The sequence below is a fragment of the Winslowiella iniecta genome (assembly GCF_001267535.1).
GTDB classification, from domain to species: Bacteria; Pseudomonadota; Gammaproteobacteria; order Enterobacterales; family Enterobacteriaceae; genus Erwinia; species Erwinia iniecta.
Genome location: NZ_JRXE01000035.1, coordinates 6,760 through 20,215 on the forward strand (window position 1 = coordinate 6,760; position 13,456 = coordinate 20,215).

Annotated in this window: 15 protein-coding genes; 7 read left to right on the top strand and 8 right to left on the bottom strand. The window is 50.7% G+C overall.

Annotated elements, in window-relative coordinates:
* Together NG42_RS23690 and flhE are read left to right on the top strand one after the other, a co-directional pair.
* On the top strand, nt 1-1,126 hold a 1,126-nt coding region (locus NG42_RS23690), incomplete at its 5' end, for an FHIPEP family type III secretion protein (protein ID WP_052902417.1).
* Nucleotides 1,126-1,524: a flagellar protein FlhE gene (flhE, locus tag NG42_RS19525; RefSeq protein WP_156322188.1), complete on the top strand. Its 399-nt coding sequence runs from the start codon at nt 1,126-1,128 to the stop codon at nt 1,522-1,524. The genes NG42_RS23690 and flhE, both read left to right, overlap by 1 nt.
* Before the next feature lie 108 nt (nt 1,525-1,632).
* Here the strand turns inward: flhE and argS are convergent, their stop codons facing one another.
* Together argS and NG42_RS23050 are read right to left on the bottom strand one after the other, a co-directional pair.
* Nucleotides 1,633-3,363 carry an arginine--tRNA ligase gene (gene argS, locus NG42_RS19530; RefSeq protein ID WP_052902348.1) on the bottom strand — a complete coding sequence of 577 codons (1,731 nt, stop codon included), beginning with the start codon at nt 3,361-3,363 and terminating at the stop codon, nt 1,633-1,635.
* A gap of 205 nt (nt 3,364-3,568) precedes the next feature.
* Nucleotides 3,569-3,691, bottom strand: coding sequence for a FeoB-associated Cys-rich membrane protein (locus NG42_RS23050; protein ID WP_173581501.1), 123 nt, complete (start codon nt 3,689-3,691; stop codon nt 3,569-3,571).
* 304 nt (nt 3,692-3,995) lie between these two features.
* Between NG42_RS23050 and NG42_RS19535 the strand changes: the two genes are divergently transcribed.
* Nucleotides 3,996-4,562 (top strand): VOC family protein, encoded by a 567-nt coding sequence (locus tag NG42_RS19535; protein WP_052902350.1) that lies wholly within the window; start codon nt 3,996-3,998, stop codon nt 4,560-4,562.
* Here NG42_RS19535 and NG42_RS19540 read toward each other — a convergent pair.
* Nucleotides 4,559-5,701, bottom strand: coding sequence for a MalY/PatB family protein (locus tag NG42_RS19540; RefSeq protein ID WP_052902351.1), 1,143 nt, complete (start codon nt 5,699-5,701; stop codon nt 4,559-4,561). The two genes, NG42_RS19535 and NG42_RS19540, sit on opposite strands and share 4 nt — an antisense overlap.
* An 88-nt stretch (nt 5,702-5,789) precedes the next feature.
* Between NG42_RS19540 and cutC the strand changes: the two genes are divergently transcribed.
* Nucleotides 5,790-6,542 (top strand): copper homeostasis protein CutC, encoded by a 753-nt coding sequence (gene cutC, locus NG42_RS19545; protein ID WP_052902353.1) that lies wholly within the window; start codon nt 5,790-5,792, stop codon nt 6,540-6,542.
* A gap of 243 nt (nt 6,543-6,785) precedes the next feature.
* Here cutC and NG42_RS22515 read toward each other — a convergent pair whose 3' ends face one another.
* Both NG42_RS22515 and NG42_RS19555 read right to left on the bottom strand, forming a co-directional pair.
* The gene (locus tag NG42_RS22515; RefSeq protein WP_053115909.1) at nt 6,786-7,586 is read right to left on the bottom strand and encodes a DUF5071 domain-containing protein; all 801 of its coding nucleotides are present in this window, start codon (nt 7,584-7,586) and stop codon (nt 6,786-6,788) included.
* Between the two features lie 53 nt (nt 7,587-7,639).
* Nucleotides 7,640-8,596, bottom strand: coding sequence for a hypothetical protein (locus NG42_RS19555; protein ID WP_052902355.1), 957 nt, complete (start codon nt 8,594-8,596; stop codon nt 7,640-7,642).
* Between the two features lie 631 nt (nt 8,597-9,227).
* Here NG42_RS19555 and NG42_RS19560 point away from each other — a divergent pair.
* The 3 genes from NG42_RS19560 (at nt 9,228) to NG42_RS19565 (ending at nt 11,044) form a co-directional block, all read left to right on the top strand.
* Entirely contained in the window at nt 9,228-10,076 is an 849-nt protein-coding gene (locus NG42_RS19560) for a hypothetical protein (protein ID WP_052902359.1), read from the top strand.
* Between the two features lie 73 nt (nt 10,077-10,149).
* On the top strand, nt 10,150-10,314 hold the full coding sequence (locus NG42_RS22755; protein ID WP_156322190.1) for a hypothetical protein: 165 nt from the start codon (nt 10,150-10,152) through the stop codon (nt 10,312-10,314).
* Nucleotides 10,315-10,420: 106 nt separating this feature from the next.
* Entirely contained in the window at nt 10,421-11,044 is a 624-nt protein-coding gene (locus NG42_RS19565; RefSeq protein WP_052902361.1) for a LysE family translocator, read from the top strand.
* A 32-nt stretch (nt 11,045-11,076) separates the two neighbouring features.
* Here NG42_RS19565 and cmoB read toward each other — a convergent pair whose 3' ends face one another.
* The 3 genes from cmoB to NG42_RS19580 form a co-directional block, all read right to left on the bottom strand.
* Nucleotides 11,077-12,045 (bottom strand): tRNA 5-methoxyuridine(34)/uridine 5-oxyacetic acid(34) synthase CmoB, encoded by a 969-nt coding sequence (cmoB, locus tag NG42_RS19570; RefSeq protein ID WP_052902363.1) that lies wholly within the window; start codon nt 12,043-12,045, stop codon nt 11,077-11,079.
* Nucleotides 12,042-12,782, bottom strand: coding sequence for a carboxy-S-adenosyl-L-methionine synthase CmoA (gene cmoA, locus NG42_RS19575; RefSeq protein WP_052902412.1), 741 nt, complete (start codon nt 12,780-12,782; stop codon nt 12,042-12,044). The genes cmoB and cmoA overlap by 4 nt, the downstream gene beginning before the upstream one ends.
* Before the next feature lie 85 nt (nt 12,783-12,867).
* Nucleotides 12,868-13,456: MAPEG family protein (locus NG42_RS19580; RefSeq protein WP_156324274.1), on the bottom strand; the 589-nt coding region annotated here is incomplete at its 5' end.

The window sequence follows — 13,456 nt, forward strand, 5'->3', positions numbered from 1 at the left end:
GTTACTGGGTCTCGCCTGGTATATGCGCGGTAAAGAGATGACGCCAAAAGCGGCACCGCAGGCGGTGGTTAAACCGCAGGAGACGTCAGCGGCGGTGGAAGCCTCGTGGACTGACGTCCAGCTGGAAGATGCACTCGGTATGGAAGTGGGTTACCGCCTGATTCCGATGGTCGATTTCCAGCAGGACGGTGAACTGCTGGGCCGTATCCGCAGCATTCGTAAGAAGTTTGCTCAGGAAGTCGGCTTTCTGCCGCCGGTGGTGCACATTCGCGACAATATGGAGCTGCCGCCCGCGCGTTATCGCATTCTGATGAAAGGGGTGGAAATTGGCAGCGGCGATGCTTATCCGGGGCGCTGGATGGCGATAAATCCGGGCACTGCCGCAGGCAGTTTACCGGGTGAAGCCACCGTCGATCCGGCATTTGGTCTGGCCGCCGTCTGGATCGAAAGTGCACTGAAAGAGCAGGCGCAGATTCAGGGTTATACGGTGGTGGAAGCCAGTACCGTGGTGGCGACGCACCTGAACCATCTGATTGGTCAGTACGCCAGCGAGCTGTTTGGTCGTCAGGAAGCGCAGCAGTTGCTCGATCGCGTGACGCAAGAGATGCCAAAACTGACGGAAGAGTTGGTACCGGGCGTGGTTACTCTGACCACCCTGCATAAAGTGCTGCAAAACCTGCTGTCTGAACGGGTGTCGATCCGAGATATGCGCACGATTATCGAAACGCTGGCGGAACATGCGCCGGTGCAGCCCGACCCGAATGAATTAACCTCGGTGGTTCGTGTGGCATTGGGTCGCGCCATCACTCAGCAGTGGTTCCCCGGCAGCGGCGAAGTGCAGGTGATTGGGCTGGATAGCGCACTGGAGCGGCTGTTGTTGCAGGCATTGCAGGGCGGCGGCGGTCTGGAACCTGGGCTGGCCGATCGCCTGCTGGATCAGGCGCAACAGGCCTTACAGCGTCAGGAAACGCTGGGTGCGCCGCCGGTATTGCTGGTCAATCATCCGCTACGCGCGTTACTGGCGCGCTTCCTGCGCCGTAATCTGCCGCAACTGATGGTGCTGTCGAATCTGGAACTGACCGATAACCGTCAGATCCGCATGACTTCAACTATCGGTGGTAATTAATGATCCGGCTAACGCTGTTGATTTTGCTGTGGCTGCCGACTCTGGCGCTGGCAGCTTCCGGTGGCTGGAGCGCCAGCGGAACCGGCGCGTCGCTGAGTCAGCGCGGGGTGCAGGCCTCTTCACCTGCGTTGTCGCCGCCGTCGCCGGTTAATGGCATGATGACTGAAGTGTACTGGCGTTATCTGCTGACCGGGCCGACACCGGCCGGGATGCAAGTTCGGTTGTGCTCATCAACCCGCTGTGCAGCGATCGAAGGCAGCAGCGGATCGACGCGTGGCCTGAGCAATGTGCCGGCTAACGAGAGTTTGCGTTTTGTGTTTTATGTCGAAGGGAAGGGGCGGTTATTTCCGGTGCTCAGAGTATTAAGCAACCAGGTGATGGTGAATTACCAGGGCTGAGGTCAGTATTTTATAGGGGCGTCGTTTTCGACGCCCGTGCGAGGGTTGCGTATTCTGCATGCCATCAGGACGGGAGCCGAAAACGGCTCCCCTTGAGTAATCAAGGTGTTACATCCGTTCTACCGTTTCAATACCCAGTGTATCCAGACCTTGTTTCAGGGTTTTCGCGGTCAGCAGCGCCAGCTTCAGACGGCTCTGACGCGTCTGTTCATCTTCGGCGGTCAGAATCGGGCAGTGCTCGTAGAAGCCGGAGAACAATCCTGCCAGATCATACAGATAGGCACACATCACATGCGGCATACCGTCACGTGCAACCTGGAGAATCGTCTCTTCAAATTGCAGCAGGCGAGCAGCCAGCGCCGCTTCGCGATCTTCGGTAATGTTAACGGCTCCGGTAACGCCGGTTAACTCAATGCCCGCCTTGCGGAACACCGACAGCACGCGAGTATAGGCATACTGCATATAGGGCGCGGTGTTACCTTCGAAGGCCAGCATATTGTCCCAGTCGAAGATGTAATCGGTGGTACGGCTTTTCGACAGGTCGGCATATTTTACCGCGCCGATACCGACGGTATTGGCCAGCGCTTTCAGCTCATCAGCTGGCATATCCGGGTTTTTCTCGCCAACCAGTTTGGTGGCGCGTTCAACCGCTTCATCCAGCAGATCGGAGAGCTTAATCGTGCCGCCGGAGCGGGTTTTGAACGGACGACCATCTTTGCCCAGCATCATGCCGAACATATGGTGTTCCAGTGGAATGGCTTCCGGGACATAACCGGCTTTACGCACGATGGTCCATGCCTGCATCAGGTGCTGATGCTGACGGGAATCGATGTAATACAGCACACGATCGGCATGCAGCGTTTCGTAACGGTACTTCGCGCAGGCGATATCGGTAGTGGTGTACAGGTAGCCGCCATCCTTTTTCTGGATGATCACTCCCATCGGTTCGCCTTCCTTGTTTTTATACTCATCAAGGAATACCACGGTGGCGCCTTCACTCTCAACCGCCAGACCTTTTGCTTTCAGATCGGCGACAATGCCTGGCAGCATTGCGTTGTACAGGCTTTCACCCATCACATCATCACGCGTCAGCGTCACATTCAGGCGGTTATACACCAGCTGGTTTTGCGTCATGGTGATATCGACCAGCTTTTTCCACATCGCCAGACAATATTCATCGCCGCCCTGCAGTTTCACCACGTAGTTACGGGCACGCACTGCAAACTCTTCATCTTCGTCGTAAGTCTTTTTCGCTTCACGATAGAAGTTTTCCAGATCGGCCAGCGCGATATCGCCGTGCTGCTCGTTCTGCTGCTTTTCGAGGAAAGCAATCAGCATACCGAACTGGGTACCCCAGTCGCCGACATGGTTAGCGCGGATTACATTATGACCGAGAAACTCCAGCGTACGGGCAGACGCATCACCAATAATGGTGGAGCGGACGTGACCGACGTGCATCTCTTTCGCCACGTTTGGCGCAGAGTAGTCAATCACAATGGTCTGCGCGGGCTGACGGGCAACGCCAAGGCGCTCATCGCTGACTGCCGCATCAACCTGCTGTGACAGCCACTGGCGATCGAGGAAGATGTTAATAAAACCGGGACCGGCGATTTCAACTTTACTGGCAATTCCATTCAGATCAAGATGCTGTAACACCTGTTCTGCCAGTTGTCGTGGCTGCTGGCCCAGTTTTTTTGCCACGGCCATAATGCCGTTAGCCTGATAGTCACCAAACTGAACTTTGGCCGACTGACGAACCTGAGCTTCACAATCTGCGGGTGCGCCCACCGCGATCATCGCCTGACTGACTTTTTCTGAAAGAAGAGCCTGAATATTCACCGGGATACCTTAATATGCTGAAAAGGCTCGTCTGCTGACAGATCGAGCCATTGTCATCGCGTCACCTGACAGTCGATCGGGATACTGTACAATGGTGGCGCGGAAAAAGAAGAGCAAAAGTATACTGTATTTGGATTGAGGCGTCAGCAGGCGGTGGTGAGGTGGAAACACCAATGCACATGTTTCCACCAAATGGCGCGAATGATTAATGACGACGGGGCTGTCGATGTGGATTAACGACCAGCTTGTTCTTACGCATCTTCCAGTGACGAATAATAGCAAAGCCCATCAGCGCGATTAAAATTGCGACCACGATTAACATTAACATAGTGTTATTCCTTGTGAGATGGTGGTCGCAATCTATAGTGAAAGTTGCCTGAAGGCAATTAACTGGCATTTAATTAAGAATATGCTGAAATTTCCAAGAATAGTCTTAAAAAACATGGGATTGTTCTCATGAGTTTTTTAATTAACAGATCGATAAAGCCGTAATCGAGGCGCCATAACTCTTGCTTACGTGGATTGATAAATAAAACTGACGATAAACGGCTTTTTTTATATCTTTACTGTTTGTAGCCATTTTACGCCGGGCGATTAATAAATAAGATTATTACTAATTATCAGGAGAAAATGTGTTGTCATTAGATTGTGTAGAAGAACTGAAGGATTTAGCTGAGGATTTGCCTCGCTTTGAGCTGGCGTTAAACCAGCTGGCGCAGGCGCTGGGATTGTCACTATCACAGCTGGAAGCTGACCATATCTCTGTCCGCTGCCATCAGAACACCACGGCAGAGCGCTGGAAAAAGGGTTTTTCACAGATTGGAGCACTGTTCTCCGAAAATCAGATTAATGGTCGGGCCATCTGTTTATTTGAGTTAAGGCAGCCGTTAAAGCTTGGCAACTGGCAGTTAAGCGTAATTGAACTGCCGTGGCCAGGAAATAAGCTGTATCGCCATGAAGGCTGGGAACATGTGGAGATTGTACTGCGCGGTGATGTGAATTCACTGGGTGCACGGGCGCTGGCGTTGCTCTCCGACGAAGGATTAGCGCAACCCAACATTTCGATTAAATCCAGCTCGCCGCGCGGTGAACACGAACGTCTGCCCAATCCTACGCTGGCGGTAACCGATGGCAAAATCACCATCAAGTTCCATCCCTGGAGCCTGAAGGAAATTGTGGCCAGCGAGCAGAGTGATTAAAGGGTACTAACTGCCCGCTCCATTCGGCTGATGGCCTCATTCAGTGTGGCGCGGGTGCAGCCAAAGTTAAAGCGCACAAAGCCATCGTCGCCAAAATCGCGGCCCGGAGAGAAGCCAAGACCGTGTTTTTCAAAAAACAGCGCCGGGCTGGCGACCGGCAGTGGCTGCGCATTAATCCAGCCGAGGTAAGTGCCTTCCGGCGAGGCCAGCGACAAACCCGCTATCGCATTGACGCGCTCCACCAGCAGATCGCGGTTCGCCCGCAGATAGTCCAGCTGCGCATCCAGCCAGGGTTGACCGTCGCGCCAGGCCGCGCTCGCAGCCACCAGCGCCAGGATGTCGACGTCCGGCACCAGCCCTTTGCGCTGGCGTTTAAAGCGCTCACGCAGTGCTTTATTGGGGATAATCGCCAGTGAGGCACCCAGCCCGGCGATATTAAAGCTCTTGGATGGCGAGAGCAGCGTCACCGATCGTTGCGCCGCATCTTCGCTTAACGAAGCAAACGGAATATGTTGCACACCCGGTTCGAGGATCAGATCGCAGTGGATCTCATCGGAACAGACGATCAAATCATGGCGCTGCGCAAAGGCCAGCTGCGCCTCCAGCTCCTGTCGACGATACACCGTACCACCAGGATTGTGCGGGTTACACAGCATCAGCAGTTTCTCATTGCCGGAGAGTTGTGCGGCGGCGGCCTCCAGATCCATTATCCAGCGACCCTGTTCCAGCCGCATCTGCAAACTTAGCTGCGTGCGTTCGGCGAGTTTTGCTGCCTGACGGAAGGGCGGATAGATCGGCGTGGGCGCAATGGTTCCCTGGCCCACCCCGGTAAACGCCCTGACGCAGAGATTCAGTCCGCTGACGATACCGGGCAAGAACACCAGCCAGTCCGCTTCCACCTGCCAACCGTAGCGTTCGGCCATACGTTGCGTCACGATATTCATTAGCTCATGCGGTGTGTCGCCATAGCCAAATACACCGTGCTCAATGCGCTGCTGTAAGGCGTTAATGATGCAGTCCGGTGAACGAAAATCACTGTCGGCGATCCAGAGTGGCAAAACATCGCGATCGCCATATTTATGCCACTTAACGCTATCGCTGTGACGTCGGTCTATCCATTGATCAAAATTGAATGCCATGATGAAGATTCCCGTTAATATAACCAGCAAAAGCCAGCCTAACCGAGAATCTGACAACCAGCCAGCAGTCATTAAACAGGAGGATGCGATGACAAAATTGGAAATATGCTGCTATGGAGTGGATTGCGCGATCGCCGCTCAGCAGGCGGGAGCAGATCGCATTGAACTGTGTGCAGCACCGAAAGAGGGAGGACTGACACCGTCTTACGGCAGCCTGAAAGTGGCGCGTGAGCAGTTAACCATCCCGGTTCATCCCATTGTGCGTCCTCGGGGCGGCGATTTCTGTTATTCCTCGACGGAATTTAACGCGATGAAATCTGACGTGGCGGCCATTCGCGAACTGGGTTTTCCCGGTGTGGTTATCGGTATGCTGGATGAAGATGCGCATATTGACAGGGTACAAATGCGCCAGATTATGGCGCTCTGCGGCGATATGGCGGTGACCTTCCATCGCGCTTTTGACCTGTGCCATAGTCCGAAACGTGCGTTGCAGGAGTTGACCGAACTGGGCGTTGCGCGCATTCTGACTTCAGGCCAGCAGCAGAGTGCTGAAAGCGGAATGGCATTACTGAAGGAACTAACTCTTATCAGTGAGGGTCCAATGATTATGGCGGGTGCTGGAGTGCGGTTAAGCAACCTGCAAAAGTTCCTCGACGTTGGCATCAAAGAGCTGCACAGCTCGGCCAGTCGTCTGGTGCCGTCGCCGATGCGTTACCGAAAAGCCGGTGTGTCGATGTGTTCTGATACTGAAACCGATGAGTTCAGCCGTTACTGCGTTGACGGCGATGTGGTGGAAGCGATGAAGGGCATTATCAATATGAACGCCAGTCGGGTCGCCTGACAATCAAACCGATTTTTGCCGCGCAGCACGCCGTAATTAAGACGTGATGTTTGCAAGTACCAGGCCCCAGCATCTTGCTGGGGCTTTTTTTCTTTATATCCATCAGTTAAATCATCACCATTTCAAGCTGCTTATCGATAAACTCTGCAAGGTTCGCCAGCTGGAGCAAACCGCCACAATGTTTCATCTTCACTCACTACCGCTGCGACTTGTCGTGGCATTCACATCATACGGAAACGGCGGCTAAGACAATTTATCCAGCACGTCCTCTATTTCCAGAGCCAGGTTCGCATCATCTTCATCGAGTGAAGATGATAACGTTTTATATTGTGCTGCAAGTTCACTCCTGATACTTGCTGCGAGCTGAAGGTCAGGCGTGTTGACTAACTGGTTTACTACCCAATATTTCCAGATGACATCGTCTCCTTTAAGCACATTGATAACATCATCCTTTAGCAAAGTACCTAATGTTGCCAGATGCGGCGCAATTATCCGGGCAACAGGCCAGTTGAAATCCTTTAACCACTCAATCATTACTGGATAATAAGGAATGAGAGCCTCCCTGGATAAACTAACCAGCTTCTCCACAGCAGCTGTATCCGCTTTATGTTTGGGCAGGAAGGCCGAAGCATCAGCGTGACTATGATTCGAACCAGAACGTGTATGCATGGACTGCTGTCTCTCCTCTGCCGGATCGGGTATCACGACCCCATCATTTACATCATGGCTCCATTGGCTGACCAGCGGATTCTGCCAGTTATTTTGATTATCAGCGATAAGGGCTCTTGTTGCTGCCCAGCTATCGAGTGATAGCGGTGTATCGGGCTGTGTCAGAATAGAATAATGGTTGGGGTTGTGTTCTGTTGGCGTAGGCAATACCTGAGTCGTATCAAGTAAGGCCGAATCAATCGAACGAAACCGTATTGCAGGTGCTGGTTGAATATTTTGTACTGACAGACCATGGCCTGGACCCTCAGTATCAATTTCAGGGCGCGGGGTTAAGTTTTTTGGCGTGCCGCTCCCAAGGCGATAATATATTGGCATGTTTTAATCCTTTTTTTAACGGAAAGATAAATATCAGGAAGAAATGATGGCTGTTATTTGACATCCTTTTCCTTAATGTAACGATTCGCCAGCTTAATCTGCCAGGGGGTGAACAGCTTTTTGATGTCTATTTCACCGGAAGATATTTTTCCGAAATGTTTGTCTACAATGTCGATAACATTTTTATATTTCTTGTACTCGTCGTAAACCTTATCTCTTTGTGTTTTTACAGAATCTTTCATTTTATTAAAAGAATCAAAAGTAGTCTGCCACAATTCAAAATTAACAGGGGTTGTACTGAGAATGTCGTCAAGGCTGTTGTCCATTTGTTTGTCAATGTTAATGATTCGCTTATCACTGCTTTCAATTTCGGCTTGGGTGGTTTTAAGAATTTCGTTTAAGCTGGTAAATTCCGCTTCTCCAACGCTCATGTGGCCTTCGAAAACTATCTGGAACGAACCGATATAGCTGTTAATAAAGAAGCTTTTTTCGGTTTGAACGCTGCCGCTTTGCGCAATGAAAAGATGTAAGCCACCTGAAACATTGAAGTCCTGATGAACCGTTTTTTGTGTGACCGAGGTGCTGGATGCAAACTGGGTGATGAAACCAGTGATAATATTTATAACCCGCTGTAGCGTAAGATTATAATCTTGCTGAAATCCTGACAGGTATTGGACGACTTCATCTGTAGTGCTTTGTGGGATGTCTTCAGAACCTGGCACTTTTGGCGAGGGGAATTGCTGAGTGTTAATTGACTCAGCAATCGAGTTAATAATTTTATTGACAGATTCAAGGCTCCATTCACTGTATAGTTGATAGTCCGTGTTTTTATTTCCGAAGAAATACTTCCCGTCCCATTTGTTTTTTTTATAATAATCAGATACGAGTGAACTCACATCCTCCGATAGTTTATCTTCAATTCTTGAAGATTTTTCGGAAAGATCCTGCATGAACTTATCAAAACGCTCACTATCTTTCTGCAATTGCTCAATAGATTTAGATTTACCCATGATAATACCCTCTTTTATGAATCAAAGATGAAATATTAAAAACACATTTACATGTTTTGGACCAGACATGCTCTTCAGCAAATCAATTAAAACAGTTGCCAAAAAGAATGAATCTCATATCAATAAATCTGAAGCAAGCGACAGGACGAACGTAAACTTAATCAATTAAATAAAAAATAAAAAAACTCAACTCTTAATGATCGATATTTTAAATCGATTGATGTTTTCTTAATCAAATCAGTCAGGATTATTTATATTGAGTGATGCGATGAGGGTCTTTTTTAGGATTTTCCTGCTGTTGGTTGCTTAAAAGCATAAGCGTAATTAATGTTGCATCGGGTGTTTTTTTGCAACGTATTGATTTGTAAGGATTCTGATTGATTTGCATTCAATCTGATTTTTTAAGTGTATTAATATCAGTTGCTTGAAAGTTGGCTGCTGATAGGGGCCTTACTCTCTTACTGCATGATAAAAATTAATTCCGTGTGTCATTAAGTATGCGAATGTTTTGCTGGGGCTTTGTTAATGCCTGTCAGGGGCCATCTTCTGCGAAAAAAGCCGCCCTGTGAACAGTGGGTATCGCTATACTGATAGCTTAATCATCAGTGGGTTCAGAGGCTCGGGGAGCATAATGAACAGAAAAATTCCAGCTTGTCTGACCATCATTGTCCTGTACGGGCTGCTGAGTTTTTATGCCAGCGGCGCAGAGTCATGCCCGGCCAACAGCAAAGTCGTCAACGACAGCAACAGCGTGATTATGCTGGGCGGCAGCTCGAAAGGGATGGTGCGACAATTTGTGGTGGGCGAGTTTGGCAAAGATGTCGATTTGCAAAAGCGCCTGCTGGGGCAATTTGATCGCTGCGGCAACCTGACCATTGCCGATATCAGTTATGACAAAAATGAAGGCAATGTGCTGTTAAAGATGGAACAGCATATTGCGCGCGTTACCGATGGCTGGCAGGCGGAATACGCTTACTCAGTAATGGTGCAGCAGCAGGGTAAAACCGTTGAAGTCAGCAATAAACAAGGAACCATCAACTATAAGGTGGGCAAAAACGGCAATATCACCAGTTCCACCGAGGTGTTTACCAATATGGGTAACAAAGGGTTTACCGAGACGACCTACAGCCACGATAAAAGCTTGCGCCTGCTGAAAAGTGTGGCGCGCGGAACGGATAATCTGACCAATGGTGAATACCACTATCAGTGGAGCGATAAAGGGCAGATGCTGGCCACCACCTCGGAGAAAAGTAAAGAGACCTATACTTACGATAAGCAGAATCGCGAGCTGCGGCTGCACAGTGTCACCAATACGCCGGTCAGTGTGATCACTTCGGTGGATGAATGCCAGTCATGGGATGATATCGGTAACTGTACGCTGAGTTATTCGCGGGAAACCGAAGTAACGGATAAGTCGACGGTTAAGCGTAACCTTAGTGCGGCATATCGCTTTGAGTATTGGGATGAGGAAGTTAAGTAACCTGTAACCATAAATAGATTTAATGGATTGTCGATATTGTATACCGACAAGGACTTTATTAAGGGGTTGCTCTATGAAACATTCACCAAAGCAGAGCGCAGAAATCCTTAATCTTCATGCCCGCACGATTGAGGTTGACGGCTCAGAAAATCCCATCATTCTGAACTTCTGGGCTGAGAGCCTTTCATTCTCACCCGCGTCCTCTGAAGACAATAGCGACGATGCGCCCGAGCGTTGACGTATTCAGCCACGTTCTCGGCAATGCGTTAACGTAATCCTTCTGTTTCTTGACCCTGCGACAAGTACCGGTAAAATTACTCTTTCCCATTACGGAGCCTGCAGTAATGACCGCATCACTGATCTCTTTTCTTGTTGCAATCATCATTTTAACCTTAACACCCGGTTTTGATACCGCGCTGGTATTACGCACTTCTGCCGCCAATGGCTGGAAGAAGGCGCTGGTGACCGCCATAGGGATCAGTACCGGTTGCCTGGTGTGGGGCGTGGCGGTGGGGCTCGGTCTCGGCGCATTATTGCTGGCGTCAGAAATAGCTTATAACGTGTTGAAACTGGCGGGTGCGGCATATCTGTTATGGTTGGGTGTGGGGTTGATTTTGAAGCCGCGTAGCGAATTCAATGCGCAGGTCAGAGTGGGCCGTCAATCCGCCGGTTATGCCAGCTTTTTTACCAAAGGCGTAATGGGCAATTTGCTGAATCCCAAAGTTGGTGTATTTTACGTATCGTTTTTGCCGCAGTTTATTCCCGCTGGCGCATCGGTGGCGTTATGGAGCAGCGGTATGGCGCTGACTCATGTGATTATCGGCACCTTATGGAGCTGCGTACTGATTGCTTCCACGCACTATTTTGCTGAAAAGCTGCGTAATCCGACGGTAATGAAGCTGATGGATCGGCTGACCGGCTGTGTGTTTATCGGTTTTGCCGCCAGACTGGCGTTATCGAAACGATAAAAAAATGGGCCGGTTTGACCGGCCCGATTTATTTATGGCTTTCTCGCCACCAGTACCGCCCGCAGCGGCGCTGGATAGCCTTCGACCGTTTTCGTGGCATCCTCAGGATCGAGGAATTCTGCCAACGACTCACTGGTCATCCAGTCGGTTCTGCGCTGCTCATCGGTGCTGGTGACGGAGTAGTCGACGATGCGAACATCTTCAAAGCCGCACTTCTCCAGCCAGTTTTTCAACGCACCGGTAGACGGAATAAAGTAAACGTTCCGCATCTGCGCATAACGCTCGCCCGGAACCAGCACCGCCTGGTCATCACCTTCGATCACCAGCGTTTCCAGTACCAACTCACCGCCGCTCACCAGCTGATTTTTCAGCTGGAACAGATGATCCAGTGGCGATCGTCGATGATAGAGCACACCCATCGAGAACACGGTATCAAAGGCTTTTAATTCCGGCAGCTGTTCGATTCCCAGCGGCAACAGATGCGCACGCTGATCGTTACCGAGTAATTTACGTACCGCTTCGAACTGGCAAAGAAACAGCTGCATCGGGTCGATACCGACGACAAAGTTCGCCCCGGCACCGAGCATACGCCACATGTGATAGCCGCTACCGCAGCCGACATCCAGCACCGTGCGGCCCGCCAGCGATGAGATATGCGGCAGTACGCGCTCCCACTTCCAGTCAGAACGCCACTCGGTATCGATCTCCGTGCCATAGAGTGACCAGGGGCCTTTACGCCACGGCATCAGGTTGCGCAGCAGTTTGTTGATACCGTCACGCTGACGGTCGGTCAGGTTGCCGGACTCCGCGCTGACGCTGTGCAGCAGATCAAGGCGTTCCGGCTCCAGCAGCGGTAAGTATTCCACCGCTTTATGCCAGTTTTTAAAGTGGCCGTGCAGGTTCTCTCGCTGCCAGCTGGCAATCTGTGCCGGCAGTGTTTCCAGCCACGGCGCCAGTGGGCCTTTGGCAATTAATTGATAAAAGTTACCGAAATCGATCATGCATCACTCGCTTTGACGGCAATCAGTGAGCCGAAGTTAAAACACTGGAACCACAGTTCCGCATGCTCGAAACCGGCGTTATGCAGGCGCTGTTTATGGGTTTCGACGCTATCGGTCAGCATGACGTTTTCCAGCATGCTGCGTTTCTGGCTAATTTCCAGTTCGCTGTAACCATTGGCGCGCTTAAAGTCGTGATGCATATTAAACAGCAGCTCGCCAACCTCGCTATCTTCAAAGCTGAATTTTTCCGACAGCACCAGCGCGCCGCCCGGTTTCAGACCCTGATAAATGGTATTCAGTAGTTGTTGACGCTCGGCAGGCTCGAGAAATTGCAGGGTGAAATTCAGCACCACCATTGAGGCATTTTCGATATGAATTGCGCGAATATCCGCTTCAATTACCTCAACCGGCGTATCGGCCCGGAAGGCATCGATATGGCGACGGCAGCGTTCTACCATCGCTGGCGAATTATCGACGGCAATAATCTGACAACCTTCAGCCTGAATGTTACGGCGCACCGAAAGGGTAGCGGCACCCAATGAACAGCCCAGGTCGTAAACCCGGCTGTTGGGTTGCACAAAGCGTTCGGCCAACATACCAATCATCGAAATGATATTGGAATAACCTGGCACCGAGCGCTGAATCATATCAGGGAAAACTTCAGCTACGCGCTCATCAAAGGTCCAGTCACCAAGCTTTGCGATTGGTGCGGAGAAAAGCGTATCGCGGTTAGACATAACGGTAAATCCGGTGAACAACGGAAAGGGCGCTATTTTGGCAGAAACCGGCGCTGGCTGCACCTTTTCTGCCATTGCAGACCCATTAATGCAGAGTCAGAACCAGATCCCACGGCATAAACAGTAAATTACAGAGAACCATACCGATAAGCGCCAGGCCGGTGATCAGCATGCCATTACGACGCCAGTACATAATACTGTGATGCATTCCCCAGCCATGCATGGCGCGGCCAGCGAAGAAAAACAGTCCGCACAGATGCACCATCCAGATATCCGCGCCGTTCATCTCCATCATCACCAGCAATAAAGTGGCAATCGGGATATTTTCCATCGCGTTACCGTGAATGCGCATCGCGATTTGTAATTCAAAGAATCCACCATCGCCGTGTGCCACGCGGTACTGACGGCGTAAACGGATAACATCAACAGAAAATTTAATTAAAAACAGTGCCCCAAGCACGACATACAGCGCGCTGACCATGCTGAACTCCAGTAAGGAAAGATTGATGCTGCGCACATCATAGCCGGGAATTGTAAAGGTGTCGCCGGGCAACGTGGTAACGGTATAGCCTTTATTAAGGCATAGGTTAAAACAGCTGTGCCTGCTGCGGCCAGTCAGGGGCGTCGCCAATGTCAGGAATGGCCTGTTGCAGATGTGGCCAGAGAAACTGGAT

Excerpts from the sequence above, each read along its gene's own strand:
- cmoA (WP_052902412.1), bottom strand. The coding sequence starts at position 12,782 with ATGTCTAACCGCGATACGCTTTTCTCCGCACCAATCGCAAAGCTTGGT.
- NG42_RS19565 (WP_052902361.1), top strand. The coding sequence starts at position 10,421 with ATGACCGCATCACTGATCTCTTTTCTTGTTGCAATCATCATTTTAACC.
- NG42_RS23050 (WP_173581501.1), bottom strand. The coding sequence starts at position 3,691 with ATGTTAATGTTAATCGTGGTCGCAATTTTAATCGCGCTGATGGGCTTT.
- NG42_RS19560 (WP_052902359.1), top strand. The coding sequence starts at position 9,228 with ATGAACAGAAAAATTCCAGCTTGTCTGACCATCATTGTCCTGTACGGG.
- cutC (WP_052902353.1), top strand. The coding sequence starts at position 5,790 with ATGACAAAATTGGAAATATGCTGCTATGGAGTGGATTGCGCGATCGCC.
- flhE (WP_156322188.1), top strand. The coding sequence starts at position 1,126 with ATGATCCGGCTAACGCTGTTGATTTTGCTGTGGCTGCCGACTCTGGCG.
- NG42_RS19555 (WP_052902355.1), bottom strand. The coding sequence starts at position 8,596 with ATGGGTAAATCTAAATCTATTGAGCAATTGCAGAAAGATAGTGAGCGT.
- NG42_RS22755 (WP_156322190.1), top strand. The coding sequence starts at position 10,150 with ATGAAACATTCACCAAAGCAGAGCGCAGAAATCCTTAATCTTCATGCC.
- NG42_RS19540 (WP_052902351.1), bottom strand. The coding sequence starts at position 5,701 with ATGGCATTCAATTTTGATCAATGGATAGACCGACGTCACAGCGATAGC.
- cmoB (WP_052902363.1), bottom strand. The coding sequence starts at position 12,045 with ATGATCGATTTCGGTAACTTTTATCAATTAATTGCCAAAGGCCCACTG.
- NG42_RS22515 (WP_053115909.1), bottom strand. The coding sequence starts at position 7,586 with ATGCCAATATATTATCGCCTTGGGAGCGGCACGCCAAAAAACTTAACC.